General features: G+C 61.0%; 25 protein-coding genes. 9 read left to right on the plus strand and 16 right to left on the minus strand.

Annotated features, from left to right (window positions below):
- Positions 1 to 103: 103 nt before the first annotated feature.
- From ACSQ3J_RS21280 to ACSQ3J_RS21290, 3 genes are read left to right on the plus strand one after another with little or no spacing between them, the layout of a single operon-like run.
- The gene (locus ACSQ3J_RS21280) at positions 104 to 2,335 is read left to right on the plus strand and encodes an ABC transporter permease (protein WP_436040115.1); all 2,232 of its coding nucleotides are present in this window, start codon (positions 104 to 106) and stop codon (positions 2,333 to 2,335) included.
- Positions 2,332 to 3,393 (plus strand): ABC transporter ATP-binding protein, encoded by a 1,062-nt coding sequence (locus tag ACSQ3J_RS21285; RefSeq protein ID WP_060506901.1) that lies wholly within the window; start codon positions 2,332 to 2,334, stop codon positions 3,391 to 3,393. Before ACSQ3J_RS21280 ends, ACSQ3J_RS21285 begins: the two co-directional genes overlap by 4 nt.
- Positions 3,394 to 3,424: 31 nt before the next feature.
- Positions 3,425 to 4,222, plus strand: coding sequence for an inositol monophosphatase family protein (locus tag ACSQ3J_RS21290; protein ID WP_436040117.1), 798 nt, complete (start codon positions 3,425 to 3,427; stop codon positions 4,220 to 4,222).
- Between the two features lie 56 nt (positions 4,223 to 4,278).
- Here the strand turns inward: ACSQ3J_RS21290 and ACSQ3J_RS21295 are convergent, their stop codons facing one another.
- The 5 genes from ACSQ3J_RS21295 to ACSQ3J_RS21315 all read right to left on the minus strand — a co-directional run bounded on the left by ACSQ3J_RS21295 (position 4,279) and on the right by ACSQ3J_RS21315 (position 10,356).
- Positions 4,279 to 5,385: an HPP family protein gene (locus tag ACSQ3J_RS21295; protein ID WP_060506903.1), complete on the minus strand. Its 1,107-nt coding sequence runs from the start codon at positions 5,383 to 5,385 to the stop codon at positions 4,279 to 4,281.
- A gap of 156 nt (positions 5,386 to 5,541) precedes the next feature.
- Positions 5,542 to 7,068 (minus strand): ABC-F family ATP-binding cassette domain-containing protein, encoded by a 1,527-nt coding sequence (locus tag ACSQ3J_RS21300; protein WP_436040119.1) that lies wholly within the window; start codon positions 7,066 to 7,068, stop codon positions 5,542 to 5,544.
- 334 nt (positions 7,069 to 7,402) lie between these two features.
- Positions 7,403 to 8,158 (minus strand): ABC transporter ATP-binding protein, encoded by a 756-nt coding sequence (locus ACSQ3J_RS21305; RefSeq protein WP_060506904.1) that lies wholly within the window; start codon positions 8,156 to 8,158, stop codon positions 7,403 to 7,405.
- Entirely contained in the window at positions 8,152 to 9,219 is a 1,068-nt protein-coding gene (locus tag ACSQ3J_RS21310) for a FecCD family ABC transporter permease (RefSeq protein WP_060506905.1), read from the minus strand. The genes ACSQ3J_RS21305 and ACSQ3J_RS21310 overlap by 7 nt, the downstream gene beginning before the upstream one ends.
- 3 nt (positions 9,220 to 9,222) lie before the next feature.
- Positions 9,223 to 10,356 carry an ABC transporter substrate-binding protein gene (locus ACSQ3J_RS21315; protein WP_060506906.1) on the minus strand — a complete coding sequence of 378 codons (1,134 nt, stop codon included), beginning with the start codon at positions 10,354 to 10,356 and terminating at the stop codon, positions 9,223 to 9,225.
- Positions 10,357 to 10,477: 121 nt separating this feature from the next.
- On the opposite strand from ACSQ3J_RS21315, the gene ACSQ3J_RS21320 reads away from it, so the two are divergent.
- The 4 genes from ACSQ3J_RS21320 (at position 10,478) to ACSQ3J_RS21335 (ending at position 14,043) form a co-directional block, all read left to right on the plus strand.
- Positions 10,478 to 11,284, plus strand: a complete 807-nt coding sequence (locus tag ACSQ3J_RS21320; protein ID WP_060506907.1) for a class I SAM-dependent methyltransferase — start codon at positions 10,478 to 10,480, stop codon at positions 11,282 to 11,284.
- Between the two features lie 89 nt (positions 11,285 to 11,373).
- Positions 11,374 to 12,459, plus strand: coding sequence for an aminotransferase class I/II-fold pyridoxal phosphate-dependent enzyme (locus tag ACSQ3J_RS21325; RefSeq protein WP_436040121.1), 1,086 nt, complete (start codon positions 11,374 to 11,376; stop codon positions 12,457 to 12,459).
- 4 nt (positions 12,460 to 12,463) lie between these two features.
- Positions 12,464 to 13,081 carry a helix-turn-helix transcriptional regulator gene (locus ACSQ3J_RS21330; protein WP_060506909.1) on the plus strand — a complete coding sequence of 206 codons (618 nt, stop codon included), beginning with the start codon at positions 12,464 to 12,466 and terminating at the stop codon, positions 13,079 to 13,081.
- A complete protein-coding gene (locus tag ACSQ3J_RS21335; RefSeq protein WP_060506910.1) occupies positions 13,078 to 14,043 on the plus strand; it encodes an ornithine cyclodeaminase family protein in 966 nt (321 codons plus the stop codon). Before ACSQ3J_RS21330 ends, ACSQ3J_RS21335 begins: the two co-directional genes overlap by 4 nt.
- 8 nt (positions 14,044 to 14,051) lie before the next feature.
- Here the strand turns inward: ACSQ3J_RS21335 and ACSQ3J_RS21340 are convergent, their stop codons facing one another.
- On the minus strand, positions 14,052 to 14,477 hold the full coding sequence (locus tag ACSQ3J_RS21340; protein ID WP_200956652.1) for a MerR family DNA-binding protein: 426 nt from the start codon (positions 14,475 to 14,477) through the stop codon (positions 14,052 to 14,054).
- A 58-nt stretch (positions 14,478 to 14,535) separates the two neighbouring features.
- Between ACSQ3J_RS21340 and ACSQ3J_RS21345 the strand changes: the two genes are divergently transcribed.
- Positions 14,536 to 15,312: a MauE/DoxX family redox-associated membrane protein gene (locus ACSQ3J_RS21345; protein ID WP_436040123.1), complete on the plus strand. Its 777-nt coding sequence runs from the start codon at positions 14,536 to 14,538 to the stop codon at positions 15,310 to 15,312.
- A 3-nt stretch (positions 15,313 to 15,315) separates the two neighbouring features.
- Here the strand turns inward: ACSQ3J_RS21345 and ACSQ3J_RS21350 are convergent, their stop codons facing one another.
- The 5 genes from ACSQ3J_RS21350 to ACSQ3J_RS21370 all read right to left on the minus strand — a co-directional run bounded on the left by ACSQ3J_RS21350 (position 15,316) and on the right by ACSQ3J_RS21370 (position 20,377).
- Positions 15,316 to 16,974, minus strand: a complete 1,659-nt coding sequence (locus ACSQ3J_RS21350) for an ABC transporter permease (RefSeq protein ID WP_156397741.1) — start codon at positions 16,972 to 16,974, stop codon at positions 15,316 to 15,318.
- A 65-nt stretch (positions 16,975 to 17,039) separates the two neighbouring features.
- Positions 17,040 to 18,062 carry a Fe(3+) ABC transporter substrate-binding protein gene (locus ACSQ3J_RS21355; protein ID WP_060506913.1) on the minus strand — a complete coding sequence of 341 codons (1,023 nt, stop codon included), beginning with the start codon at positions 18,060 to 18,062 and terminating at the stop codon, positions 17,040 to 17,042.
- A 110-nt stretch (positions 18,063 to 18,172) separates the two neighbouring features.
- On the minus strand, positions 18,173 to 19,258 hold the full coding sequence (locus tag ACSQ3J_RS21360; RefSeq protein ID WP_436040125.1) for an ABC transporter ATP-binding protein: 1,086 nt from the start codon (positions 19,256 to 19,258) through the stop codon (positions 18,173 to 18,175).
- A 351-nt stretch (positions 19,259 to 19,609) separates the two neighbouring features.
- The gene (locus ACSQ3J_RS21365; protein ID WP_060506915.1) at positions 19,610 to 19,861 is read right to left on the minus strand and encodes a helix-turn-helix domain-containing protein; all 252 of its coding nucleotides are present in this window, start codon (positions 19,859 to 19,861) and stop codon (positions 19,610 to 19,612) included.
- Between the two features lie 231 nt (positions 19,862 to 20,092).
- Positions 20,093 to 20,377: an acylphosphatase gene (locus ACSQ3J_RS21370; protein WP_060506916.1), complete on the minus strand. Its 285-nt coding sequence runs from the start codon at positions 20,375 to 20,377 to the stop codon at positions 20,093 to 20,095.
- A 149-nt stretch (positions 20,378 to 20,526) separates the two neighbouring features.
- Here ACSQ3J_RS21370 and ACSQ3J_RS21375 point away from each other — a divergent pair, with 149 nt between their 5' ends.
- On the plus strand, positions 20,527 to 20,733 hold the full coding sequence (locus tag ACSQ3J_RS21375) for a hypothetical protein (RefSeq protein WP_060507036.1): 207 nt from the start codon (positions 20,527 to 20,529) through the stop codon (positions 20,731 to 20,733).
- A gap of 236 nt (positions 20,734 to 20,969) precedes the next feature.
- Here ACSQ3J_RS21375 and ACSQ3J_RS21380 read toward each other — a convergent pair whose 3' ends face one another.
- The 5 genes from ACSQ3J_RS21380 to ACSQ3J_RS21400 are packed head-to-tail and all read right to left on the minus strand — an operon-like array spanning position 20,970 to position 26,461.
- Positions 20,970 to 21,740: an enoyl-CoA hydratase gene (locus ACSQ3J_RS21380; protein ID WP_060506917.1), complete on the minus strand. Its 771-nt coding sequence runs from the start codon at positions 21,738 to 21,740 to the stop codon at positions 20,970 to 20,972.
- A gap of 34 nt (positions 21,741 to 21,774) precedes the next feature.
- Positions 21,775 to 22,665, minus strand: coding sequence for a 3-hydroxyisobutyrate dehydrogenase (gene mmsB / locus ACSQ3J_RS21385; protein ID WP_436040127.1), 891 nt, complete (start codon positions 22,663 to 22,665; stop codon positions 21,775 to 21,777).
- On the minus strand, positions 22,662 to 23,765 hold the full coding sequence (locus ACSQ3J_RS21390) for an enoyl-CoA hydratase/isomerase family protein (RefSeq protein WP_060506919.1): 1,104 nt from the start codon (positions 23,763 to 23,765) through the stop codon (positions 22,662 to 22,664). Before ACSQ3J_RS21390 ends, mmsB begins: the two co-directional genes overlap by 4 nt.
- Positions 23,749 to 25,140 (minus strand): dihydrolipoyl dehydrogenase, encoded by a 1,392-nt coding sequence (gene lpdA / locus ACSQ3J_RS21395; protein ID WP_060506920.1) that lies wholly within the window; start codon positions 25,138 to 25,140, stop codon positions 23,749 to 23,751. Before lpdA ends, ACSQ3J_RS21390 begins: the two co-directional genes overlap by 17 nt.
- A gap of 4 nt (positions 25,141 to 25,144) precedes the next feature.
- A complete protein-coding gene (locus ACSQ3J_RS21400; protein WP_436040129.1) occupies positions 25,145 to 26,461 on the minus strand; it encodes a dihydrolipoamide acetyltransferase family protein in 1,317 nt (438 codons plus the stop codon).

Genomic DNA, 26,461 nt, shown 5'->3' on the forward strand with positions numbered 1-26,461 from the left:
TTCTCCAGGTCCGGGGACCGCACTGACCCTCCACAGATTGCGGTGCGGTCTCCGGCCACTCATCACTCCACATTTGACATCATGAAAAGGCGCGGGGATCGTCATGGACCATCGCAACCGCAGACTGGATATCGTCCTCGCATTGGGGATCGCCGCGTTCATTCTCGTTCCATGGTACAGGATCGAGGGCGGCTTTCTCGGATTTGGCTGGTTCTCCGGTTTCCCGTCCGAGGCCTCCGTCGCACCCGGCATCCTGCAGATTCTTGAGTACGGCCGCTGGTGGCTGACCATTCCGGCACTGATCATGGCCACTGCCGTCGCCGCGCGGTTCCTGCGCGATCCGATGCAGCGAGGCGCGGTCCTTGCTGCAGCCGGTGCCGCCGGCGTTCTTTTCCTGACGCTTCAGGGGCTGGCGATCGGCTTTTCCGGCTGGACCTGGACGATCACCGAAACGTTGTTCGGCGCGCTTGCCGACGGACAGCCTTCGATGGGAGCCGGCGCCGTACTCTCGGCCGTCGCCTTCGTGCTCATTTTCTCCTTCGGCCTTGCAGAACGCGGCGTCATGAAGGGCGATGCCTTCGTTGTCGCCTCCATCGCCATGCTGGTTTTCCTCGTTGCGATCTTCGTGTTCTACCCCGTCGGAAGCATGCTGGTCGGCGCCTTCCAGGATATCGACGGTTCGTTCAATCCGGACGGCTTTACCCGCAACATTCAGGACAATTCGATCTGGAGCCTCGGCTGCGTGGTCGGTGGCGAACGCTGCGGCGTCGCGTGGCGTACTCTGTGGCTGGCCCTGATGACAGCCGGCGGCTCGACCATCATGGGTCTTGCCTTTGCGCTGGTCGCCACCCGCACGCGCTTTCCCTTCAAGAAGGGCCTGCGGCTCCTGACGGTCCTGCCGATCATCACCCCGCCCTTCGTCATCGGTCTTGCGCTGACGCTGCTGTTCGGCCGCGCCGGTGTCATCACCGAGTGGATGTCCAGCCTGTTCGGCATCGAGCCCGGCCGCTGGCTCTATGGCCTCACCGGTATCTGGATCGCCCAGGTCCTGTCGTTTACGCCCATTTCCTTCCTCGTGCTCATCGGCGTCGTCGAAGGCGTCAGCCCGTCAATGGAAGAAGCATCGCAAACGCTTCGCGCCGACCGCTGGCGTACATTCTGGCGCGTGTCGCTGCCCTTGATGAAACCGGGCATCGCCAACGCCTTCCTGATCGGCTTCATCGAGAGCATGGCCGATTTCGGCAATCCGCTGGTGCTCGGCGGCAGCCATGGCGTACTGTCGACCGAAATCTTCTTTGCCGTTGTCGGCTCGCAAAACGATCCGTCACGCGCCGCCGTGCTTGCCATCATCCTGCTCTGCTTCACGCTGACGGCGTTTCTTGCGCAGCGCTATTGGCTGTCGGGCAAGAACTTTGCCACCGTTACCGGCAAGGGCGACAGCGGTGCTCACATCGCCCTTCCACGCCCGGTTTCCATTGCCGTGCATGCCATGGTCATTCCGTGGATGATCTTCACCATCGTGATCTATGGCATGATCCTGTTCGGCGGCTTCGTGAAGACCTGGGGTCTGGACAACTCGCTGACGCTTGACCACTACGCCCGCGCCTTCTCCGTCGAAATGCGCGATGGCGCGTTGGCCTGGACCGGCGTGGCCTGGAACTCGTTCTGGACGACGATCGAGATCGCGCTGATTTCGGCACCTCTGACCGCCGCTGTCGGCCTGCTGACGGCCTACCTTATCGTCCGCCAGAAGTTCGCCGGCCGTAACGTCTTCGAATTCGCCCTGATGATGAGCTTTGCCATCCCCGGCACGGTCATCGGCATCAGCTACATCATGGCCTTCAACCTGCCGCCGCTGGAAATGACCGGCACGGCACTGATCCTGATTGCCTGCTTCGTCTTCCGCAACATGCCGGTCGGCGTGCGCGGCGGCGTGGCGGCGATGAGCCAGCTCGACAAAAGCCTCGACGAGGCGTCGCTGACCCTGCGCGCCACCAGCTTCCGGACGATCCGCAAGGTCATCCTGCCGCTGCTGCGCCCGGCGATCACCGCAGCGCTGGTCTATTCCTTCGTGCGAGCCATCACCTCGATCAGCGCCGTCATCTTCCTCGTCAGCGCCGAATACAACATGGCGACCTCCTATATCGTCGGCCTCGTCGAAAACGGCGAGTATGGCGTGGCGATCGCCTATTCCTCGATGCTGATCGTCGTGATGATCGTCGTCATCGCCGGCTTCCAGCTTCTCGTCGGTGAACGCCGGTTGCGGCGCGAAAATCGCGTCGCCGGCGTTACCGCATCCCCTTCCCTCACCCTCGGTCAGGAGAAAACCGCATGATCACTCCCCGCTCCGGCTCGGTCGTCTTTCAGAACATCAAGAAGCAGTTTGGCGCCTTTACCGCGATCCACGACCTGTCCCTGACCATCGAGCCCGGCCAGTTGGTGACGCTGCTTGGCCCGTCGGGCTGCGGCAAGACCACGACGCTGCGCATGCTGGCGGGGCTTGAACATCCGAGCTCCGGCAAGATCTTGATCGGCGGCAAGGACGTGACCATGCTGCCAGCCAATGAGCGCGATGTCTCGATGGTGTTCCAGTCATATGCGCTGTTTCCGCATATGAGTTCGCTCGACAATGTCGCCTATGGCCTGGAGTCCTCCGGGCTGAAGAAGAAAGAAGCGCGCGAGAAAGCAGAAGAAGGCCTGAAGCTCGTCGGCCTCGCCGGCATGGGCGGGCGGCTTCCGGCCGAACTGTCCGGCGGCCAGCAACAGCGCGTCGCCGTTGCCCGCGCGCTTGTGCTGGAACCGCAGGTGCTTTTGCTCGACGAACCGTTGTCCAATCTCGACGCCCGGCTACGCCGTCAGGTGCGCACCGAAATTCGCGAATTGCAGCAGCGCCTCGGCTTTACCGCAGTATACGTCACCCATGACCAGGACGAGGCGCTGGCCGTCTCCGACCGCATCGTCATCATGAAGGACGGCGTGATTGCACAGGAAGGTTCGCCTCGCGATCTCTACGAGGCACCGGCTTCGGCCTTCATTGCCGACTTCATGGGCGAGGCCAATGTGGTTGCCTGCGACGTCATCAGTGTGGATGGCGCTGACGCGACGATCCGCATCGCCGGACTGGAACATCGGGTTCCGAGCCGCAACGCGAAACCGGGACCGGCAAAGCTTGCCGTGCGGCCGAATTCAATCACCCTGGAGCCGGCATCCGGGGCCGCCTATCCGGGCCAGATCACCCATGCTGCCTATCTTGGCGACCATGTCGAATACGAGGTAGAGACGAGCACAGGCAGACTTTTCGTTGTCGATCCGGCCGTCGAGCGCGCACTTGCGCCGGCAACCGAGGTCGCCATCGGTTTCAAGGGACGCGGCATCGCCATCATCAACGGCTGAGCCGCAAGCATATCGCAAAAGGACCAACTTCATGACATCGCAGATCTCCGGGCTGGACGTCCGTTTTGCCCTGGCACAGGCCATCGCCAGGGAAGCGGGCGCCGTCGCGCTCGACTATTACAACAGACGCGAAACGCTGGTGATTGAAACCAAGCGCGACCCGCAGGACGTCGTCTCCATTGCCGACCGCGAGGTGGAGAACCTCATTCGCGCTCGCGTCGCGGAAGTCCATGCGAACGACGGATTTCTGGGTGAGGAATATGGTCTTGCCCGTGGCGATTCCGGCTATACCTGGGTGGTCGATCCGATCGACGGCACCAGCCCTTTCGTCAACGGCATGCCGAACTGGTGCGTCTCGATCGCCGTTTTGCATAACAACGAACCGGTGATCGGCGTCATCTACGCGCCCTGCCACGATGAACTCTATGCCGGGGCCGCCGGCAAGGGCGCGACGCTCAATGGACGGGTGCTGACCCTTGACCCGTCCCGAACCATCCGCAACGCCGTCACCGGCATCGGCGCCAACAACTACGTGACACCGGCCTTTGTCGCCAAAATGGTCGAGGATCTTCTGACGGCCGGCGGCAACTTCATCCGCAACGGTTCTGGTGCGCTGATGCTCGCCTATGTCGCGGCTGGGCGGCTGGTTGGATACTACGAGCCCTACATGCATGCCTGGGATTGCCTGGCCGGCTATTGCCTCGTCAAGGAAGCCGGCGGTTGGTATCATCCCTTCCCTGTTGAAGGAGAACAGCTGACCAAGGGTTCGCCCGTACTGGCGACGGCTCCCGGCGCACGCGAAGATCTAATGAAAATCGCCGGTCTTTGAAAACGGACCTAAGGGCTGGCATCACCCGGCGCCGCCCTTGCGATCAGAGCCAGACCTCAAATCGTGGCGCGGCTGGCCGGTAAGGCGCGTGCTGCCGCGCTCAAAAGATCGGTCTGGGAGATCAGGCCGACAATGCGCTGCTCGCTGTCGATCACGATGACGGCGTGAGCATGCCCGTCGGTCAGGACCGGCAACAATGAAAATGCCAGATCACTTTCCGATGCGGTCGCAGCTTTCGACAGGATATTGCCGACGTGATCATCTCCTCTTGAGAGTTCACGCAAACCAACGGTCCCGGCCAGACGGCCGTTCTCGTCCTTCACCGGCAACGTCCGGATATTGTGCTTCAAGAGAAGCTCGCGCGCCTCGGCTGGGTTGGCCTGTGCGCCAATCGAAATGACGTCGCGCGACATGATATCCGCACAACTGATATCACCATGCGCGCGGATGGTTGCCTGAAGTTCGACCTGCTGCAGCAGGCGGCTGAGATCACCCCGGTCGATGTCAAAGGTTTCGTCGAACGCGGCAAGGGCTGCGTCGAGATCTTCCTCGCGGAAGCCGACACGCAGCGACGCGGGCAAATCTGCAGTCTGGTGCGTGTTGACTGCAGCGATGGCAGCAACATGCGGGTAGTTGCGCCGGCCGAGCTTATGAAACAGCAAGCCCAGCGCCACAAGAATGCAGGAATTGAGGCCGACCGGCACGAACGGAAACAACAGCCCCCAACCGGCAACGACCGGCCCGCCGAGCACGGCGGTCAGCGCTGCCGCGCCACCAGGCGGATGAAGGCAGCGTGTCAATGACATCGCAGCGATGGCGAGCGATACGCCTACACCGGAAGCAATCACCGGATCATGAATCACGGAGGCAGTCAGGATACCCACCAGCGCCGAAATCGTATTGCCGCCGATGATCGACCATGGCTGCGCCAAGGGGCTTGCCGGTACAGCAAACAACAGAACGGCCGAAGCGCCCATCGGCGCCACGATCAACGGCAGATGCGGCCCCTGCCCGAGCAGATAACTGCTGATCAGGCCGGTCAAACCGATACCGATCAGCGCACCGATGCAGGCGATAAGCCGCTCGCGCAACGTGGCGCCGGCCAGGATGGGTGCGAAGATGCGAAAACGGCCGTCCGGCACTGGCTTTTGAGGATGGGACATCGGGGAACCGGACACGCGGACAGATCGGATCGGGATAGGCGCGCACCATCCCGCTCCCCGGCTATAGAAAAATCACACGCAAAGCGCAACGGCCAAAACGGCGGCAGCCCTTCCCGTATCGTGCGGGCAGCCGGTTTCCCGGCTGCCCACACCCACCTAGTTCTGCTTGGCCGCTTCGGCGAAGAAGCCTTCCGGACTGTCGACCTCGATCAGCTTCTTCTTGTCGATCAGCCAGAACCGGTTACCGACCGCGCGAACAAAGCTGCGGTCGTGCGAGACGAACAGGCAGCTCGCCTGATGCGCCATCAGTTCCCCTTCCAGCGCTTCCTGACCGTCGATATCCAGATGGTTGGTCGGTTCGTCGAGCAGGTAGAAATTGGGATTGGTCAGCCGCAGGATCAGCATGCCGAGCCGTGCCTTCTGGCCACCGGACAGCTGGCTTATTGGCCGGCCCTGAAGCTCGACGGACATGCCGGCTCCGGCCAAAAGCGCCCGCGCCCGCTGGTCGCCGATATCAAAACGGCGGATGACCGTTCCCATCGGCGTGTCGCTGTCGCGCAGGTCGGCCAGCGCCTGATCGCCATAGCCGAGCACCAGCGACGGCGTCGCCTTGATGCCCTCCTGCGCCACATCAGGCTGTTCGATTGCCTTGCGCAACATCGAAACAAGGCGGGTCTTTCCGGCGCCGTTGGCGCCGAGCAGAACGATCCGGTCGCCCTGGCAGACGAACTGCTTGCCGGTCCTGAACAGCACGGTGCCATCCGGCGTCTGAACCGGCGCATCCTCCAGCGTGATCAGCACCTTGGCATGCGTGCCGCGATTGGCGAGCCTGATCGCCCCGGCTGAGCGCTCCAGATGCGCGGGCTTGGCGGCATCCTCGAGCTTGTCCGCCCGCTGCTTGAGCTGCTTGGTCTTGACCACCAGCAGATCGCTGCCGGAATTGATGCCGATATTGTTGAGTTTGGCCGCCTGCTTGCGCAATTGATCGGCGACCTTGATATCGCGTTGATAGCGGCGCGCATCGGCAGCGTCAGCCTCGTCCAGCGCAACCCGCGCCCGTGTGTAGGGCAGCGGAAAGATCTGCGATTGCTCGGCGCGAAGAAAGAGCGTCCGGTTCGTCACAGTGTCGAGGAAGGCCCTGTCATGACTGGCGATGATGACCGGCACGTCGCGCGGCAGCGCATTCAGCCAGGCTTCGAGCATGGCGATCTTGCCGAGGTCGAGATGGTTGGTCGGCTCGTCGAGCATTAGGACATCAGGCTCGGCCACCCAGACGCGGGCGAGCATGGCAATACGCTGCCATCCGCCACTCAACTGGTTCAAAGGCCTCTGCCGAAGGGCCTCCGGCACATCGAGTTCCTCCAGCACCACATCGACACGCCAGCTCTCGCTTTCCTGCTGATCAGCCGATAGCGCGTCCAGAACGGCCGCATAGAAGGGCAGATCGAACAGGCGAGACGGGACGTTCTGTTCAACATAGCCGACCGTCAGGCCGCGCGATTTGGTGATCTCTCCCTCGTTGGCCTCGAGCATGCCGGAAATGCAGCGAAACAGTGTCGACTTTCCGCGGCCATTAGCGGCAACGAGGCCGATGCGGTCGCCAGCATTGACGACGAGGTTGAGTTTGCAAAACAGCGGGTTGCCCAGCACGATGCCGAGATTGCGGATATTGATAAGGGTCATGATCAGTCTCTGGTCTTGCCGCACAGACATCCATCGAGGGCTCTCAAGCCATCATCGATGCGATGCGCGCGGCGGGTAGAAAAACGCAGGCGCTCGAACCATAGGCTCGGCGCTACAGGGCCACGAAGGGCAGACCAGAAGGCGGTTTTTAAGAGAAACGGACTTTGGTCAGCCCTGCAAACGCATTTGCAGGGCGTTGACGGGGCCACGCTGGCGATGGTGCCGGAAAAATGTAATCATTGCGCAGCCCTCCTTTCTCGATAGGCGTCTCTCATAACACCCGATTCTAGAATTCGCAATCGTCCCGCGATGCAGGCGTTGAAAATTGAACCGGTCAGAGGATGGAGTGATCGACGATGACGACGGGCTTGCCGTGAGAGCACGTCTCGACCCGCGCCTCGACCCGGTAGATATCGCGCAACATCGTTCCGGTGATGACATCGCCGGTGGGGCCGCTCGCCACCATCGCACCGTTGGCGATGACGATAGTATTGTCGCAATAGCGCAGCGCATGATTGAGATCGTGCAGGGCGATCAGCACCGACATGCCGGATTTTGCCGCCAGCGATCGCATGAACCCCAGCACTTCGATCTGCCGGAAAAGATCCAGCGCCGAGGTCGGTTCATCCATCAGGAGGATTTCCGGCTTGCGGACAAGAGCCTGCGCGATGGAAACGAGTTGCCGCTGGCCGCCGGACAGTTCGCCGAGACCGCGAAACGCAAGGTCGTCGATCCGCAGGGCCTGCAGGATACGGTCGATTTCCAGAAGTTCGCTATCGCGCACCTTCCAGCTCGAACCTTGCTTGCTAGCCAAAAGTACGGATTCGTAGACCGTCAGAACGGCATTGGCGCCGGTATCCTGCGGCATGTAGCAGATGGTTTCCGGGCCTTTCAGCGTATCGGACAGGACCACTGTCCCCGGACCAGAAGCGAGTCCAGCGATACGCTTGAACAAGGTGGATTTGCCCGCTGCATTCGGGCCGATCACGGCGGTCATGACACCGCCGTTGAGGACATCGGTATCGACGTTCGATAGCACGACGTGCTTGCCGTATTTGGCGCCGACGCCCTTGAGTGCCAGACCTACCATGCCCGCCTCCGATTGGTGAAGATCAGGATGAAGAAGAACGGTACGCCGACCAGCGCGGTAATGACCCCGATCGGCAGGATGGCACCGGGAATGAGCGTCTTCGACACGACGGACGTTGCCGACAGAAGCAACGCCCCGCAAAGCACGGACGCGGGCAGGAAGAACCGCTGGTCTTCGCCGACCAGCATGCGGGCGATATGCGGGCCGACCAGGCCGACGAACCCGATGGTGCCGACGAAGGAAACCGGGATGGCAGCCAGCAGGCTGACCGTCATCATCGTCTGCAGCCGCAGACCGCGCACATTGATGCCAAGGCTTGCGGCCTTGTCTTCGCCGAGCCGCAAAGCGGTCAACGCCCAGGCCTGGCGGGCAAACAGCGGCAACGCGAACAGGAGCACCGCACCGGTGATCCAGACCTTCGGCCACGTCGCTTTGGTGAGGCTGCCCATGGTCCAGAAGACGACGGCGGCCAGCGCCTGTTCAGACGCCAGATATTCAAGCAGCGACAGCAGCGCATTGAAGGTAAAGACCAGCGCAATGCCGAGCAGCACGATGGTTTCGACAGTCACGCCGCGCATGGTGGAAGCGAAGTGGATGAACAGCGCCGCGGCCATCGCCATCAGGAAGGCATTGATCGGGATCATGAACTGCACGGCGGCCGGAAACAGCGCCACGCCGCCGACGAGGCCAAGTGCTGCGCCAAATCCGGCGGCAGCGGAAATCCCGAGGGTAAAGGGGCTCGCCAGTGGATTGGCGAGAATAGTTTGCATCTGCGCGCCCGCGACGGAGAGCGATGCGCCGACGGTGACCGCCATCAGCGCGATGGGCATGCGGATATCCCAGATGACGACACGCAACTGATCGCTGACCGAGTCAGCATAAAACAACGACGTCAGCACCTCTTTCAGGGTGTAATTGGCCGGCCCCAGCGCCATGTCGATCGACATGCTGAGGAAGAGAGCTGCGACCATGCCGCAGATCAGCACGATCCGGCGCAAAGCCAGGGCGCGGTATTGCGCGCGCCCTGTTGTCGTTTCGAGCTGTTCGGCAGCGACGGCCATCGGTTATTCGTCCTTCAGGGAGACGAAATAGCCGGGCTTGTAGTCCAGCGGCAGGAAGCGTGCATGCAGTTCCTTGAATGTGGCTTCCGGATCGAGGTCCTTGAACAGTTCCGGATGCAGCCACTTGGCAATCTCCTGGATCGCTACGAACTGGTACGGGTTGTTGTAGAACTGGTGCCAGATGGCGTGCACATTGCCGTCCTTGACCGCTTTGATACCGGTGAATGCCGGACGCTTGGTCAGGTTCTCGAGCTTGCGATGCGCCTCGCTCAGATCGGCACCATAGCCGACGCCGACCCAGTTGCCACCGGGAACATAACCCTGCCAATTGCCGCCGGTGATGATGACCTGATCGGGATTGGAGGCGATGATCTGTTCCGGATTGACCGCGCCGAACGTGCCCGGGATAATGTCCTTGGCCATATTCGTGCCGCCGGCGATTTCGACCATCTTGCCGAAATTCTCGTTGCCGAACGACATGCAGCAATCGTCGGAATAGCCGCCGGCGCGCTCGACGAAGACGACCGGGCGGACCAGGTCGGTCTTGGCCAGCACGTCGGTTACCTTGGCGATGCTGTCGGCGCGGAACTTGATGAAGTCCTCGGCCTTCGTTTCCTGGCCGAGCAGCTTGCCCATGATCCGCATGCTGGCTTCGGTGTTTTCCATCGGCTTTTCGCGGAAGTCGATATAGACGAGCGGGATGCCGACCTTGCCCAGCTTTTCGATATAGCCGGCCTCTTCGGTCGAGGTTTTCGCATCGAGGTTCATGATGATGACATCGGGCTTCAGTGAAACAGCCTGCTCGATATCGAACGTGCCATCCTTCATGCCGCCGAATGTCGGCAGCTTTGCCATTTCAGGGTATTTGGCGAGGTAGGCATCATAGCTTTCCGGGTCAGCCTTGGACAGGTCGTCCCGCCAGCCGACGACGCGCTTGAACGGCGCTTCCCGATCCAGAGCGGCGACGAAATAGATCTGGCGGCCTTCACCGAGAATGACATTCTCGACGGGGACGCTGACCTCGACATCACGGCCGGTTATGTCCTTGATGACAACCTTTTCACCGGCCAGCACCGTGCTGGAAAAAAGCGCGCAGAAACCCACGGCGACCAAGGCCGCCTTGCCAAACATACCCATCGTTATCTACTCCATCGGGGAACTGCGCGTTTCGTAGTTATCATGATATTGACAGTCAAGTTTTATCTTTTAGAAGCTTTCCAGAAAGCATTCGCTCATACTTCATCCAAGGTAGGCCAATATGACCGACACGCCCCGTCTCTCGAACTATGACCTGCGCGACGAGATCAAGGCCTATTGGTCGGTGCGCGCCGAAACCTTCGATCAATCGCCGGGACACGAGATTTTTTCCGAGGAAGAACGTGCCGCCTGGCATCGGCTGATCGTAAAACACCTTGGCGAGGGCAAAGGCCGCGCCGCCCTGGATCTTGCCAGCGGCACGGGCGTCGTTTCGCACCTGATGGACGATCTCGGCTTCAAGGTGACCGGCCTCGATTGGGCCGAACCGATGCTGGAGCGCGCCCGCAACAAGGCGAAAATCCGCTCCCGCAACATTACTTTCCGCATCGGCGACGCGGAGAACACCATGGAGCCGGACGATCACTTTGACGCGATCATCAACCGGCATCTGGTCTGGACGCTGGTCGATCCGGCCAACGCCTTTACCGAATGGTTGCGGGTGCTAAAACCCGGCGGGACATTGCTGGTGATCGACGGCGATTTCGTCAACACGACCCTGTTCGAACGGATGCTGATGAAAGCCGCCGGCTGGGGGCAGCGCTGCGGTCTTCTGAAGAGTGATCCACTGCATGCTCCGCCCGGCATGATGGAGACCCATCGCAGCATCATTTCCAGGGTCTATTTCTCGCAAGGCGCACGGGCCGAAGCCGTGGCCGCCATGCTGGCCAGAGCCGGGTTTGAAAACATCGTCATCGATACCAACCTGGGCGAGATCCACCGCACCCAGGCAAAGCACTGGAACATCCTCAAAGGGCTCGCCCGCGGGACGCAACATCGTTATGCGATCCGGGCTACAAAGCCCACGTGAGGTGATGTAGACAAATTTTCTATTATGTACTTTATAGTCCATGTTCTTCGTGATACACAGCTGTAAAGCCATCACGGAGAAGCCCAGTCATGCAGATCGAGGAATTCACGCTCGAACGGATCCAGTCGCTCTACGAGAATCTGGTCGGCGTCCATCCCTATTCGCTGAAGGAACTGCTAACGCCAGACCAGCTGCTCGGCCTGCATGAGGTCGAACTCGGCTACGGCTGGACCAATGGCGGCGTCGAATTGCGCGACACCATCGCCCGGCTCTACAAGGGTCGCGACCGCGACAACGTCATGGTCACCAATGGCTCGGCGGAAGCGAATTTCATTCTGGTCATGACCCTTTTGGAGCCCGGCGACGAGCTGGTGCTGTTCGTGCCGAACTATCTGCAGATCCGCGGCTGGGCCAAGGCACTCGGTGTCACCGTCAAGGAAATCGTCCTGCGCGAGGAGCTGGGATGGTTGCCGGATCTCGACGAGGTCCGCGCCGCCGTGACATCGAAAACCAGGATGATCAGCCTGTGCAATCCCAACAACCCGACCGGCAGCCTGTTGCCGCGCCAGACGATGGACGCGCTTGTCGATATCGCCCGCGAACACGGCGTCTACCTGCATGCCGACGAGATCTACAAGGGCTCGGAACTCGACACCGAAGAAACCGTCAGCTTCGCCGACCTCTACGAGAAGGCTGTGGTCACCGCCGGCCTATCCAAGGCAATGGCGCTTCCGGGCTTGCGGCTTGGCTGGCTGACCGGTCCGGCCAAGGAAATCTACGGCACCTGGCAGCGCAAGGACTACACCTCGATCACCACCGGGGCGCTCAGCGAACATATCGCCAATATCGTGCTGCAGCCCGCCAAGCGCGCCGAAATTCTGGCCCGCAGCCGCCATCTGCTGCGGGAGAACCGGGCGCTGCTCACCTCCTGGATCGAAGCGCACAACAACCTGTTTTCCTACCTGCCCCCACGCGCCGGCGGCATGGCATTTGTCCGCTACAACAGGGACATCAACTCCTCGGTGCTGGTCGATCGGGTGCGGGAGCAGAAGAGCGTCATGCTGGTGCCCGGCGACGTCTACGGCCTCGACGGCTATGTCCGCATCGGTATCGGCGCGCAGAAACATCATCTGGAGGCAGGCCTCGAGCGCCTTGCGGACTTCATGCGGGGCTGATGGGATGAAGCCCGAACTCGCCTCTTACGCGGCCGTCTGCGATGGTGTAGCCCAGCTGTTCCAGCCGTTTGTCGAGGTCGTGCTGCACGATCTCGAAACCGAGACGGCGGTGCATATTGCTGGCAATTTCTCAAAGCGCGAAATCGGCGAGCCTTCGTTGCTGCACGAGATCGATTTCCGTCCAACCGAGCGTCTTCTCGGCCCCTATGAAAAGGTCAACTGGGACGGTCGCCGGATCAAGTCGATCAGCATCATCCTGCGCGATAGCAGCGAGCGGCCGATAGCCGTGATGTGCATCAATGCCGACGTCTCGCATTTTCATGCGGTGATGCAGACATTGAGCGCCTTTGCCTCGATCCCCGTCGATCATGCCAAGCCGGCCAGCCTGTTCAAGGAGGACTGGCATGAGCGCATCAACGAATACATCCAGAACTGGACAGGATCACGCGGCCTGATCATCGCCGATCTCACCCGCGAGCAGAAACAGCAGGTGGTGAAGGACCTTTCTGCCGACGGCGCGTTCGGCGGCAAAAACTCAGCCGCCTACATCTCCCGCATCCTCGGCATGGGCCGCGCAACGGTCTACAAGTATCTCAGTCAGGAACGGTCGGCGGACGAATGATCATTCTCTCCCGCCCGGAAATCGAAGCCTTGATCGATCTCGACCATGCGCTTGCCGCCGTCGAAGCAGGTTATATAGCCGCGTCCGAGGGCCGGGCCGTGATGCCGCCGGTCGGCTATCTCGCATTTCCCGACAAGGATGGCGATTGCCATATCAAATATGGACATATCGCCAGCGATCCGTCCTTCGTCGTCAAGGTCGCGGCCGGGTTCTACGGCAATCCGGCCATCGGCCTGCCGACGTCGAATGGGGTGATGCTGGTCCTGTCCGCCGAAACCGGCGTTCTCGAAGCGATCCTGCTCGATGAAGGTTTTCTGACCGACCTGCGCACCGGCCTTGGCGGCGCCATCGCCACCCGGGCGCTGTGCCGTCCGGATGCGCGGCGGGTGGCAATCGTCGGAACCGGCATTCAGGCCCGCTGGCAGGCCCGCTGCCTGCAGCGGGCAATGCCGGGAACGCCGTTTTCCTTCACGATCTGGGGACGCTCGGAAGACAAGGCGCGGGCAACGGCGAATGCTCTCAAGGCCGAGGGTATTGATGTGCTCGTCTCTTCCGACCTGGAACGCCTTTGCCGTGGCGCCGAGATCATCATCACGACCACGCCCTCACGCGAGCCGTTGATCCGCAACGCCTGGATACAGCCCGGCACCCACATTACCGCAATCGGCGCTGATGCGCCCGGCAAGCAGGAACTGGAGACAGATCTGGTGGCCCGGGCCAGCCGCCGCATCTGCGACAGCGCTGCGCAATCTCTCGACCATGGCGAATTTTCCACCGCGTTCCGGGCTGGAGACATTTCCGCCGACACCTGCGCCGAACTTGGAGCTGTTCTGGGTGGCAGGGCCGCGGGGCGGATCCATCCCGGTGATATCACCATTGCCGATCTCACCGGCGTCGCGGTTCAGGATATCGCCATCGCAAACTCGGTCCTTGATACCTACAGGCGTTCGCGAGACCGTTGACGATCCCATCACTCCAGGTCGAAGGCCGTGATGATCGGGCATGGGCCTTTTGACGTGGAGCCGCAAGCATCGGCAAGGCGGAGCAGCGACGCACGGGCAGCACTCAGCTCGGCAATCTTCTCGTCGAGTGCAACGATACGCTCGCGCGCCAATGTATGAGCACGATGCCGGTCCTCGCCGGCATCCAGCGCCAGCAGCTCGCCGATCTCGTCGAGCGTAAAACCAGCCGTTTGCGCAGTCCGGATGAATCGCAGACGGCGGATATCGTCTTCGCCGTAGCGCCGGATGCCGCCGCCCAGACCGGTGCCACCGGTGCGTTGCGGCGTGCCGAGCAGACCGCGCCGCTGATAGTAGCGCACCGTTTCGACGCCAACGCCGCCCTCACGCGCCAGCCCTGCAATCGTCGTCTCTTTCATCGCTTGACTCCGTACCATGGTACGGATGTTATAGTCCTTGCAATCGATCAAACCAAGCGAAATGAAAGATTGCGATATGACCGGCAAGACATCGAAAACCGCCACTCTCTACCGGATGGTGATGGACAAGCACACCTGCCCTTACGGCCTGAAGGCCAAGGATCTTCTGGAACAGGAGGGCTATACGGTTGATGATCGCTGGCTGACGACGCGGGAACAGACCGACGCGTTCAAGGTGCAGCATGGTGTTCAGACGACACCGCAAACCTTTATCGACGGAGCCCGTATCGGTGGCTATGACGACCTGCGCCGGTATTTCGGCAAGACGATCCGCGATCCGAAGGCAGTGACCTACCGGCCCGTGATCGCCGTGTTTGCCGTCACCGCGCTGATGGCGCTGGCAACCAGTTATGCCGCCTATGGCAGCATTTTCACCGTGCGCTCGGCTGAATGGTTCATCGCCTTCACCATGGCGGTGCTGGCGATCCTGAAACTGCAGAACATCGAGAGTTTCTCAACGATGTTCCTCAACTATGACCTGCTTGCCAAGCGCTGGGTCCGCTACAGCTATATCTACCCTTTCGCAGAAGCGGGCGCCGGTATCCTGATGATTGCCGGGGCGCTCAACTGGATCTCGATCCCCGTGGCACTGTTCATCGGCACGATCGGGGCCGTCTCGGTGTTCAAGGCCGTCTATATCGACAAGCGCGAACTGAAATGCGCCTGTGTCGGTGGCGACAGCAACGTGCCGCTCGGCTTCGTCTCGCTGACGGAAAACGTGATGATGGTCGCCATGGCGGTCTGGATGCTGGTGATGATCCTGACCGGAAGCGGCATTGGCCACACCATGTAAGTCTTAGTGGCGGGCCTGCCCCATCCGCGATAGCAGGATGACCGGCAATATTCCGATGACGACGATGGCCAGAGCCGCGATGGACGCCTCCTCATAGGTGCCCCTCGCGGCCTCGCCATACAGATGTGTCGCGAATGTCTCGACATTGAGCGGCCGCAGCAACAGCGTGGCGGGCAGTTCCTTGACGCAATCGACGAACACCAGCAGACCAGCCGCCGTGATCGCCGCCTTCGACAGCGGCAGATGCACATGGCGGAAGGTGCCGGCTGCCGATTGGCCAAGGACGCGGGACGCGTGATCGAAGGACACCGGGATGCGCGCCAGCCCAGCATCAATGCCGCCGGCGGAGATGGCCAGGAACCGGACGGAATAGGCGTAAAGCAGCGCGGCGCCCGAACCGATGAACAGCAAGCCTGTCGATACGCCGAACCAGGCGGTGGCCGTGCGATCGATGAAACCGTCGAGCGTGGCAAGCACGATCAAGACGCCGATGGCGACAACCGTGCCGGGCGCTGCGTAACCGAGCGTCGAAAGCCGCTGCAGCCACGCCGTCGCGGCACCGGGCCGCAAGCGGCTGGCATAGGCGACGAGCAGACCGAACAGAACCGTGAAGATCGTGGCTGCCGATGCCAGGACGATGGTGTTGAAAGCCTCGTCGAGGAACCGCGAGGAAAGCCCGGCAAACTCGATGCGCTTCCACGCCTCGTTCACAAGGTAGATCGCGGGCGCGCCAAAACCGATGAGGATCGGCAAGAGCCCGGCGGAAAAAAGCGCCAGCCCCTTTGCCGTTGAGACGCGGCGCGGTTCGAAGGCGCGGCTGCGCTGCGCGCCGGTCGAGTAACGCTGTTTGCCCCTTGCCCATTTTTCAAAAGCCACCAGCGCCACCACGACCATCAGCAATGACAGCGCGATCTGGGAAGCCCCCGGCAGATCGGTGCGGGTAATCCAGGTGGTGTAGATCGAGACGGTCAGCGTCCGCACGCCGAGAAATTCGGATGCGCCGACATCGTTGAGCGTTTCCATCAGGGCGAGACTGACCCCGACGGCGACTGCCGGGCGCGCCAGCGGCAGCGCGACATGCCAGAAGACGGCGCGGCGCGAAATGCCGAGCGTGCGCGAGGCGTCAATCAGATTGGCCGATTGGGTCAGAAACATCGCCCGTGTCGGGATATAGACATAGGGATAGAGCACGAACCCCAGAAGCAGGATGCAGCCCGTCATCGAGCGCACATCCGGCAGGCGGAATTCCCGCGGGCTGGAATAGCCAAGCAGCCAGCGGATCGCCCCCTGCATCGAGCCGATCGGGTGCAGAATATCGAGATAGGCATAGGCGATGATGTAGGTGGGAACCGCTAGCGGCAAAAGCAGCGCCCATTCGAGGACGCGGCGGCCGGGAAAGGCATAGGCCGTGACCAGCCAGGCCGTGGATGTCCCGAGAATGGCAGTGATCAGGCCGACGCCGCAGAGAAGAATGATGGTGTCCGTCAACGCCACGGGCAAGACGGTGGCGGCAAGATGCGACCACAACCCCGCCGACCCCTGGAGCGCCTGCAGCAACAGGGCGAAAATCGGCAGCATGACCAGACAGGCGACAGCACCTGCGCCAAGCAACCAGCGGGCTCCGGTGCGGCCTCCGGGCCAGCTTCGGGCGGCGCTGATCATCGGCTGAAATCCATCTTTTGGTCAGAAGAAAAGGCGCCCGCGATACCGCAGGCGCCTGCCGTTCTTTAGTTGTCGAAGCCGACCTTGTCGACCAACTCGCTCGCCTGCTTGCGATGGCTGACGATTTCCGTCAGCGGCTTCGGATCGATCTTCAGTTCACCGAACGAGGCGATAATCGGATCGACCGTTGCACCGGCCTTGACCGGATATTCGAAATTGGCTTCCGCGTAGATCTTCTGGGCTTCGTCGGAGACGAGATATTCCAGAAGCTTGACGGCCTCGGCCTTGTTCGGCGCATTCTTCGCAACCGCCGCGCCGCTGATGTTGACCTGCGTACCGCCGTCCTTGAACGTCGGCAGAACAACCTTGATGGCATTGGCCCAGGTGGCCTGCTCTTCGCCGCCCTTGCCGGAGCGCATCAAGCCAACATAGTAGGAATTGGCAATGGCGATATCGCAAACGCCGCCGAGAATGTCCTTGGCGCCGTCGCGGTCACCACCAGCTGCCTTGCGGGCCAGATTGTCCTTCAGGCCCGTCAGCCACTTTTCAGTGGCTTCGGCGCCGTAATGGGCGATGTGATCGGCAAACAGGGCCGTGTTGTACGGGTGCTGGCCGGAGCGAATGCAAATCTTGCCCTTCCACTTCGGATCCGCCAGGTCTTCATAGGTGACGGATGCGAGATCGAGGTCCTTCGCCGCATAGATAACGCGGGCGCGCATCGATAGTGCGAACCAGTGGCCGCTGGCGTCACGCAGCTGCGCGGGAATCGATTCTGTCAGAACGGTGGATTCGACCGGCTGGGTGATGCCCTTTTCGACGAGATCGATCAGGTTACCGGCATCGACGGTCATCAGAATGTCGGCCGGCGAGCTTGCGCCTTCGGTGGCGACGCGCTCAGCCAAGCCGTCCTTCATGAAGACCGTGTTGACCTTGGTGCCTGTCGCGGCCGTGAAAGAATCGAGCAGCGGCTGGATGAGGCCCGGCTCGCGGGTCGTGTAGATGTTGAGTTCAGCAGCCGAGACAGCGCTCGTGCTGAGGAGCAATGACGCCGTAAACAGGGTGGATTTTGCGATGCTTGACGTGTTCATTAAATCTCTCCAGGTGAACAATGCCAGCTGTCGAGCATTAATTGATGAAAGCAGTCAAGTTTACGCAGGCAAATTTACCGTAAACAGGCATGCCGATAAAGCACCCGCCTCTACGCTGCGGGGAAAACCAGCCAGCTGTCTGGCAGAACGGTCAGGCCGACCGTCTCTATTCCGGACGGCAAGCGATGCATTGTGCGGACTTGCAACGGCTGTTCCAGCCCCTTGACGGCAATGGCAAGCTGTTCGACCTCGCCAAGGAACATCCGATTTTTCACTTCCCCGGAAAAATCTCCTGGACCGCGCGAGACCGTAATTCCCTGCGGGCGGATATAGAGCATCGACGGCGTCCCGTCGCGTGCGTCAAGCACCTGCGCAAACCGGCCAATCGCGGTTTCAACATGTCCGTTACGATAAACGCCGGAAATCCGATTGAAAGCGCAGAAGAACTCGGCGGCATAAGGAGAAACCGGCCGATCATGCAGGTCGTAACCCGATCCGGCCTGAACGATCTTGCCAGCCTTCATCAACACAACCCGGTCGCCCGCCGAGAGCGCTTCTTCAGGGTCATGCGTGACCATAATGACCGTGGTTCCAAGGCCTCTCAGAAGCGACAGCGTTTCATCGCGGACCTTTTCCCTCAACCCCCGGTCAAGGTTGGAAAACGGTTCATCCATCAGCAGGATGTCCGGCTGCGGAGCCAGAGCGCGGGCAAGCGCTACACGCTGCTGCTCTCCACCCGACAGCATATGCGGATATCGCCCCTTCAGATGCGCGATGCCAATATGCGCGATAACATCGGCCGTTCTGGCAGCAGCCTCCTGTTTCGAGCGGCGCTTCAGGCCGAACTGGATATTCTGTTCGACCGTCAGATGCGGAAAGAGTGCATAGTCCTGGAACACGAAACCAATCTTGCGGTCTTCCGGTTCGACGAAATGTGCCGGACCAGAAATCTCCTGATCGTTGAGCAGGATACGGCCGCCATCAACAGTGTCCACCCCAGCGATCATACGCAGCAATGTCGATTTTCCGCAGCCGGATTGACCGACGAGGCAGATGATTTCACCGGACGCAATTGTCAGCGACACGTCGTCAAGCGCGACTGTTGCGCCGAAACTGCGGCTTACATTGTGGAGCTCAAGCGTCCGGTCCTTGGCGTTCGGCGTCAAAATCCTATCCAGTTCCTCTTTACGCGGCAAAGAACCATCCGACAGGCGGCAGGACGACTCAGCGTTTGAGCCCGTTATCAGTATATTTTCTGGAAAAGACAATCAGCCCGCTGACCAACACGGTTAAATCACGGCCGCCCGAGGCAGGGACCGTGGGGAGAACAAGCCTGCGATGCCGGCGTCTGCAGATGAATGGCTGACGCCCCTCCGGCGCTTGGCGGCAAGCAACCGGTCGATGCATATTCGGAGTAGTGACGGAGTTTCGGGTTTCTGCTCGGCCGCACCGGGGGAGGCGGTTGCTGAAGCGCAACACACCCGGAACGGTTTCAAAAGCACATCCGGCCGCAGGCTAACCGCAAGGCGGCGGAGAGCGCAACCGGTTTAGACTTCGGTTTCCAACAAGGCAGATAGGGAGACCTGGAGTGCGGCGGCAATTCTTCTCAACTTGGCCGGATCGGCATCGTTGCCATCTTCAATCGCTGTAATCTCGGAATTCGCCAGCCCGCAGGTCACGGCGAGATCCTCAACGCTGTACCCGGCGGATTCGCGATAGGCTTTGACGCGTGAGGCAACTGTTCCGCCGGCAATTGCGCCGAGGCCAAGGGTGTCGAAGTTGTTGACTGCAATGGACATGGAAGTCTCCTGTTGTTCATGAATTGAAGGTCTGCGTGTATGGTTCCCCGTTTATGACTGACCGCAAAAATACGACTTCCTTTTATTGCTGCATTGCGCCATCGACAAGTAAATATTGCTGCACCTGCTAGATGACTCGGCCCAACGGCTTTGAAAGCAAATCGGATAAATTTCTGTAAATTTACATAAAAACAATGGCTTGACGGATTTTCCTCGCGCCGTTTTGGCCGATTATTTCGTGATGCGAAACCCTACCGGTTCCTCGTCAAGCGACGTCATCTCCGACCGGACATCGGTAACGGATGCACCGGAAGGGCCGGTCCAGCAGCGCTCCAGCATGGCGGCAACGGCTGCGGCTGGACCGCAGATCAAGGCCGCCACGGTGCCATCGGTTTCGTTGCGGACCCAACCCGACAGACCGAGCCTTTGCGCCTGCCCCCGCGTCCAGAACCGGAAGCCGACACCCTGAACATGCCCGGTTATGCGGACCAATACCGCTTTTGCTTCCTCCGTCATGACCGCCTCCATCAATTCCAGTCACAACAATCTGGAGCGGACATCGAAGATTACAAGCGTCTTTCCCAACGCTGCTCTCCCCTGCTATGGGAAGATGGGTCAGGCTGAAACGCTAGGCTCCCGGCACGATGGCAGGAATGGAAATCGATATGGAAACCGTGGAAATCAATGGCAGAAGCGATTTTGCGCTTTGGGCAATTCAGCGCGCGCAAGAGATCGTCATGGCTGAAGGTGCGGCGCTAGCACTGGCTGCCCGCGACATGAACGAGGAAGCCCTGCAGGAAAATGGCGCCGCACTCGGCAAGGCCATCGCGGAGGCAATGCTGGAGGTTTTCGACGGTTTGATGGCCGAGTAGCAGAAACAGGTGCGGCGGGCATCATTGCTCGCCGGACCGGTTTCGATATTGCACGGCTCTCCGGGGCTGAGCTTGCTGTGAGCTTTGAAGAAGTTTGCCATTCAAAGCGGATTTAGGAGATTGGAATTACCAAACCTCAGTTTCCAAGATCGCTACGCGGATGGGCCGAACCGAGGGCGCACACGGCATTCGGTTGTTTTTGACGCTCAGTAGGCTGGCTTTGTCCATATCGCCTTCTACTTCCCCTGGAATTGCGCTGGCCGTTTTTCAATGAAAGCCGCCATGCCTTCCTTCTGGTCCTGTGTGGCGAACAGCGCGTGAAAAATGCGGCGTTCGAACAGGATGCCTTCGCGCAAGCCGCCTTCGAGCGCGCGGTCGACGGCTTCTCGCGCCGCCATCGTGGCGGCCTTGCCGTATCCCGCAATCGTTTGAGCGGCCTTCAGCGTTTCCTCCAGCAGTTTTTCCGCCGGGAGCACGCGTGCGACGAGGCCGCAGCGTTCGGCCTCGGTCGCATCCATCATCCGGCCGGTGAGGACCATGTCCATGGCCTTCGCCTTGCCGACCAGCTTCGTCAACCGCTGCGAGCCACCCATGCCGGGGATGACGCCCAGCTTGATTTCCGGCTGGCCGAACATCGCCGTGTCGGCGGCGAAGATCATGTCGCACATCATTGCCAGCTCACAACCGCCACCGAGTGCATAACCGGAAACCGCGGCAATCTTTGGCGTGCGGAACGACGCGAACTTGTCCCAGGCGGCAAAGAAATCCTCACCGAACATGTCGGGGAACGACTTGTCCGCCATCTCCTTGATATCGGCGCCGGCCGCAAAGGCCTTGTCGGAACCCTTCAGCACAAAGCAGCCGACACCGGGATCGCGGTCAAGCGGTGCGAGGTCGCTCGCCAGCGCGTTCATGATCTCGGAATTGAGCGCGTTGCGGGCGGCAGGCCGGTTCAGCGTGACGATCACGACCCGGTCTTGCTGCTCAATGATGATCGGTTTTTCCATGGGCGTGATCCTCTTGCGGACGTTTCGGGCTTGGTCAGGCAGTGTCGCCGGATTGTTGCCGTAACATGTTGATGATGCCGGAGAAATCCTTGCCGTCATTGCCAAGCTCGTTGAACAGCGCGTAAAGCTCTGCCGCCTTGGCGCCAAGCGGCGTGACTGCGCCGGCAGATTGCGCCGCCGCCTGAGAAAGCTTCAGGTCCTTCAGCATCAGGGCACCGGCAAAGCCAGGCTTATAATCGTTGTTGGCAGGCGATGTAGGGACAGGTCCAGGAACTGGGCAATAGGTGGTCAGTGACCAGCATTGGCCTGACGATACCGAGGCGACATCAAACAGCGCCTGATGCGAGAGGCCGAGTTTTTCGCCAAGCACGAAAGCTTCGCCGACCGCAATCATGCTGATGCCGAGGATCATGTTGTTGCAGATCTTCGCGGCCTGCCCCGCAGCCATGCCACCGCAATGGATAATCTTTTTGCCCATCGCTTCGAATATTGGCTGGGACTTCGCGAAAACATCCCGTTCGCCGCCGATCATGAAGGTCAGCGTGCCCGCCGTGGCGCCACCGGTTCCGCCGGATACGGGCGCATCGAGCGAGGGGCAGCCTTTTGCGGCCGCCATGTCATGCGCCCCACGGGCGCTGTCGATGTCGATGGTCGAGCAATCGATCAAAAGTGTGCCGGATGGCACCAAGGCCAGCAGTTCCTGCCAGACCGACAGGACGTGTTTGCCGGCAGGAAGCATGGTGATGACGGTATCGGCCCCAGCGACCGCTTCGGCAAGCGACGCGCAGGCGGTGATGCCCTTACTACGCGCTTCGTCCATTAGAGGCTGCGCGAGGTCGAATCCCCTGACCACATGGCGTGCCTTGACGAGATTGGCAGCCATCGGGCCGCCCATATGACCGAGGCCGATAAAACCGATCGTCATGTTCGTGATCCTTCCTTGATCTTCGCCGCAAAGAGCGGATGGGCGGATGGCTGGAAATAGGCATCGACGTCGGTTGCGGTGACATTCGCAAGCCGCGCTGGCCGCCATTGCGGATTGCGGTCCTTGTCGATCACGGCGGCACGGACGCCCTCGTAAAAATCGTGGCTGGTCAAAACCGCTGCCGTCGCTGCAAATTCCCGTTCGAGGCAATCTTCCAGACGTTCGGCATGTTTGCCAAGCCGCAACAACCGCAACGTGACATTGAGACTGAGCGGCGATTTTGTCGAGAGAACGGATGAAATCCTTTCAGCAAAAGGACTGTTGTCCCGGCGCAGCGCCTCCAGAATGCCTTCGATGGTGTCAAACGCAAAGAGGCTATCGATGGTCTGTTGTTGCGGTTCCAGAACGCCGGCTGGCAGTGTCTCCGAAAAGCCTGCGATGGTGGCTGAAACGGCTTCGTGCGGGCTGTCAGCAGGCAATGATGCCAAAGCCTCGATCAACTCTGGAAGCCGCTCGGAGCGGATAAAAATATCAGCAAGGCCTGCGAGGATCGCGTCGGCAGCCCCCAGCGGTTCGCCGGTCAAGCCGACATAGGTGCCGAGTTCGCCGGCCTGACGCGTCAGGAACCATGATCCACCCACATCCGGAAAAAACCCGATGCCGGTTTCCGGCATGGCAAACCGGGTCCGTTCGGTGACGATCCGATGGCTGCCATAAACGGAGATGCCGACACCGCCGCCCATGACAATGCCGTCCATGACGACGATATAAGGCTTGGGATAATGACCGATACGCGCGTTGAGCTTGTACTCCTCCCGCCAGAATGTCGTTGGCGCGTTCGATCCGGCTTTGCCGCCGTCATAGATCGCGCGGATATCACCGCCGGCGCACAGGCCCCGCTCCCCCTCGCCCGTGACAAGCACCGCAGCGACGTCAGAAGCACGTTCGAAACCGTCGAGCGCTGCCTCCATGTCACGCACCATCTGCAGCGTCAGGCTGTTGAGCGCCTTTGGACGATTGAGCCGGATGCGCCCGAGCGCACCATGACGCTCGATCAGCGTTTCGGCTTCTGTCGCACGAGTTTCAGATATGGAGGGCATGGCCAAGCGCTTTCAAGGCGGCTTCCTGGAAGCCTTCGCTGCGGGTCGGGTGGGCGTGGATCGTCGCGGCGATATCTTCCAGGCGGGCACCCATTTCAATCGCCAGCGCAAACGCGCTCGACAGTTCGGAAACGCCAGAGCCGACAGCCTGAATACCGAGGACGAGGTTGCTGTCGGCGCGAGCGACGATGCGAACGAAGCCTTCTTCCGAGAGCATGGTCATGGCGCGGCCATTAGCATTAAACGGGAATTGGCCGACGCGGATTTCGTAGCCCTGCGCCCGCGCCTCATCCGGTGAGAGACCGGCAGTGACGATTTCCGGGTCGGTGAAGCAAACGGCTGGAATGCAGCGTTTGTCCCATATGCGCTTTTTGCCGGCGACGATTTCGGCAACCATCTCGCCCTGCGCCATGGCGCGGTGGGCCAGCATCGGCTCGCCGGTGATATCGCCGATCGCATGGACACCACGCATCGAGGTGCGGCAGCGGTCGTCGATGCGCAGGAATTTTCCGGTGCGATCAAGGTCGAGTTCATCCAGCCCCCAGCCTTCCGTCCTGGGCTTGCGGCCGACGGTGACGAGGATCTTGTCGGCGGCAAGCTGCTCTTCCGCGCCTTCGGCGGTCTCGATCAGCAGCGCACTGCCGGAAAGCCCCTTAGCCTTGGCGCCTGTCAGAACACGGATGCCGAGATCGGCCAACCGCTTGGCCACGGGCTTCACCAGTTCGGCATCATATTGCGGCAGGATTTGTGATGTCGCTTCAACGACGGTGACTTTGGACCCTATTTTGGCGAAGGCGGTGCCCAGCTCAAGGCCGATATAGCCGCCACCGACCACTACCAGCTTTTGCGGCACGGTTTTCAGGGACAGCGCTTCCGTCGAAGAAATGACCGGCCCGCCGAAGGGCAGGAATGGCAGTTCCACCGGCTCCGAACCAGTGGCGATGACGATCGTTTCGGCGCGGATGACCTGCACGCCCGTTTCCGTCTCGACCTCGACGGTCTTGCCGTCACGGAATTTTGCCCGGCCGTGGACGATCTTGACCCGGGCCTTGCGCAGGAGCCCCAGCACGCCACTGTTCAGGCGTCCAACGATGCCGTCCTTCCAGGCGATGGTCTTGGCAAGATCGAGTTTGGGCGCCTCGACGGAAATTCCGAGCGGGCTTTTGGCGCTCGCCATGTGGCTGACTTTTTCGAATTCCTCGGCCGCATGGATCAGCGCCTTGGAGGGGATGCAGCCGATATTGAGACAGGTGCCACCGGCCTTGACGGCTTCGACGATGACGGTATCGACTCCGAGCTGCCCGGCCCGGATGGCGCAAATATAGCCCCCCGGACCGGCGCCGATGACGAGAAGTTTGCAGACGATCTCTTTCATGGGCTCAGCTTTCAATGAAAATCAGCGCGGGAGTTTCGAGCAACGCCTTGATCCGCTGGACGAAGGTCGCCGCATCCCAGCCGTCCACCACACGGTGGTCGAAGCTGGACGACAGGTTCATCATCTTGCGCGGGATGAACTGGCTGCCGTCCCAGACCGGCCGGGTCATGATCTTGTTGACACCGACGATCGCCACCTCCGGGTGGTTGATGATCGGCGTGGTGGCGATGCCTCCCATGGCGCCGAGCGAAGTAATGGTGATGGTCGAGCCGGAGAGTTCTTCACGCAGCGCCGAGCCTGTACGGGCGGCGTCGGCCAACCGCACTACTTCGGCTGCGCAGTCCCAGATACCGCGCGCTTCCGTATGGCGCACCACGGGAACGGTCAGGCCCGCCGGTGTCTGCGTGGCGATACCGATATGGACAGCGGCGTGACGGCTGATGATGCCCGCGTCGTCGTCGAAGGTGGCGTTGACAACGGGCTGCTCGTCAATGGTCTTCACCATCGCGCGCATCAGGAAGGGCAGGATCGTCAACTTCGTCTGGTCGGGCTTGCGGGTGGCGTTCATCGTCGCCCGCAAATCTTCCAGATCGGTGACGTCGATTTCCTCAACATAAGTGATATGGGGAATGCGCGACGTCGCCAGCACCATCTTTTCGGAAATACGGCGGCGCAGGCCGGTGACCTTGATCTCCTCGACGGCGGTCTTTTTGGCAAGACCGGTCGGTGCTGGTTGCGGTTGCGCACCACGGGCAAGGAATTGGTCGAGGTCGTCGTGGGTGATGCGTCCGGCCGGACCAGTGCCGATCACCTGCCTGAGGTCGATGCCGCAGTCCTGTGCCCGCAGACGCACGGCGGGCGAAGCCAGCGGTTTGGCTAGCGTATCGGGGACAGTGCGGCTTGCCTTCTCACCAGCGGGGAGAAGGTGGCGCGCAGGGCCGGATGAGGGGGCTGGCTGGCGAATTGAGGGCGAAGAGGCCCCCTCATCCGCCCTTCGGGCACCGTCTCCCCGCTGGGGAGAAGACGGGGCGATCGGCACCGTTTCCGCCATCGGAACGGCTTCCAACTCGCCGCCCTCGCCCGCGACCTGAATGCGGACCAGCGGCGCCTTGACGGCAACGGTATCGCCGATCTCGGCACCCAGCCAGAGAACAGTACCGGTAACCGGCGACGGGATTTCGACCGTCGCCTTGTCGGTCATGACGGCGGCCAGGATCATGTCCTCGCGGATGGGATCGCCAACCTCGCAATGCCATTCGACAAGCTCAGCCTCCGCCACGCCTTCGCCGACATCCGGCATCTTGATGATGAATTCACCCAT

Origin of the sequence: Rhizobium sp. LjRoot98, from assembly GCF_964252935.1 — a bacterium.
Classification (GTDB): Bacteria; Pseudomonadota; Alphaproteobacteria; order Rhizobiales; family Rhizobiaceae; genus Pararhizobium.

Excerpts from the sequence above, each read along its gene's own strand:
- ACSQ3J_RS21315 (WP_060506906.1), bottom strand. The coding sequence starts at position 10,356 with ATGGGTATGTTTGGCAAGGCGGCCTTGGTCGCCGTGGGTTTCTGCGCG.
- ACSQ3J_RS21330 (WP_060506909.1), top strand. The coding sequence starts at position 12,464 with ATGAAGCCCGAACTCGCCTCTTACGCGGCCGTCTGCGATGGTGTAGCC.
- ACSQ3J_RS21375 (WP_060507036.1), top strand. The coding sequence starts at position 20,527 with ATGGAAACCGTGGAAATCAATGGCAGAAGCGATTTTGCGCTTTGGGCA.
- ACSQ3J_RS21295 (WP_060506903.1), bottom strand. The coding sequence starts at position 5,385 with ATGTCCCATCCTCAAAAGCCAGTGCCGGACGGCCGTTTTCGCATCTTC.
- ACSQ3J_RS21365 (WP_060506915.1), bottom strand. The coding sequence starts at position 19,861 with ATGTCCATTGCAGTCAACAACTTCGACACCCTTGGCCTCGGCGCAATT.
- ACSQ3J_RS21380 (WP_060506917.1), bottom strand. The coding sequence starts at position 21,740 with ATGGAAAAACCGATCATCATTGAGCAGCAAGACCGGGTCGTGATCGTC.
- ACSQ3J_RS21280 (WP_436040115.1), top strand. The coding sequence starts at position 104 with ATGGACCATCGCAACCGCAGACTGGATATCGTCCTCGCATTGGGGATC.
- ACSQ3J_RS21390 (WP_060506919.1), bottom strand. The coding sequence starts at position 23,765 with ATGCCCTCCATATCTGAAACTCGTGCGACAGAAGCCGAAACGCTGATC.
- mmsB (WP_436040127.1), bottom strand. The coding sequence starts at position 22,665 with ATGACGATCGGTTTTATCGGCCTCGGTCATATGGGCGGCCCGATGGCT.
- ACSQ3J_RS21285 (WP_060506901.1), top strand. The coding sequence starts at position 2,332 with ATGATCACTCCCCGCTCCGGCTCGGTCGTCTTTCAGAACATCAAGAAG.
- ACSQ3J_RS21345 (WP_436040123.1), top strand. The coding sequence starts at position 14,536 with ATGACCGGCAAGACATCGAAAACCGCCACTCTCTACCGGATGGTGATG.
- lpdA (WP_060506920.1), bottom strand. The coding sequence starts at position 25,140 with ATGAAAGAGATCGTCTGCAAACTTCTCGTCATCGGCGCCGGTCCGGGG.
- ACSQ3J_RS21300 (WP_436040119.1), bottom strand. The coding sequence starts at position 7,068 with ATGACCCTTATCAATATCCGCAATCTCGGCATCGTGCTGGGCAACCCG.
- ACSQ3J_RS21325 (WP_436040121.1), top strand. The coding sequence starts at position 11,374 with ATGCAGATCGAGGAATTCACGCTCGAACGGATCCAGTCGCTCTACGAG.
- ACSQ3J_RS21290 (WP_436040117.1), top strand. The coding sequence starts at position 3,425 with ATGACATCGCAGATCTCCGGGCTGGACGTCCGTTTTGCCCTGGCACAG.
- ACSQ3J_RS21370 (WP_060506916.1), bottom strand. The coding sequence starts at position 20,377 with ATGACGGAGGAAGCAAAAGCGGTATTGGTCCGCATAACCGGGCATGTT.
- ACSQ3J_RS21335 (WP_060506910.1), top strand. The coding sequence starts at position 13,078 with ATGATCATTCTCTCCCGCCCGGAAATCGAAGCCTTGATCGATCTCGAC.
- ACSQ3J_RS21355 (WP_060506913.1), bottom strand. The coding sequence starts at position 18,062 with ATGAACACGTCAAGCATCGCAAAATCCACCCTGTTTACGGCGTCATTG.
- ACSQ3J_RS21305 (WP_060506904.1), bottom strand. The coding sequence starts at position 8,158 with ATGGTAGGTCTGGCACTCAAGGGCGTCGGCGCCAAATACGGCAAGCAC.
- ACSQ3J_RS21350 (WP_156397741.1), bottom strand. The coding sequence starts at position 16,974 with ATGATCAGCGCCGCCCGAAGCTGGCCCGGAGGCCGCACCGGAGCCCGC.
- ACSQ3J_RS21400 (WP_436040129.1), bottom strand. The coding sequence starts at position 26,461 with ATGGGTGAATTCATCATCAAGATGCCGGATGTCGGCGAAGGCGTGGCG.
- ACSQ3J_RS21340 (WP_200956652.1), bottom strand. The coding sequence starts at position 14,477 with ATGGTACGGAGTCAAGCGATGAAAGAGACGACGATTGCAGGGCTGGCG.
- ACSQ3J_RS21320 (WP_060506907.1), top strand. The coding sequence starts at position 10,478 with ATGACCGACACGCCCCGTCTCTCGAACTATGACCTGCGCGACGAGATC.
- ACSQ3J_RS21310 (WP_060506905.1), bottom strand. The coding sequence starts at position 9,219 with ATGGCCGTCGCTGCCGAACAGCTCGAAACGACAACAGGGCGCGCGCAA.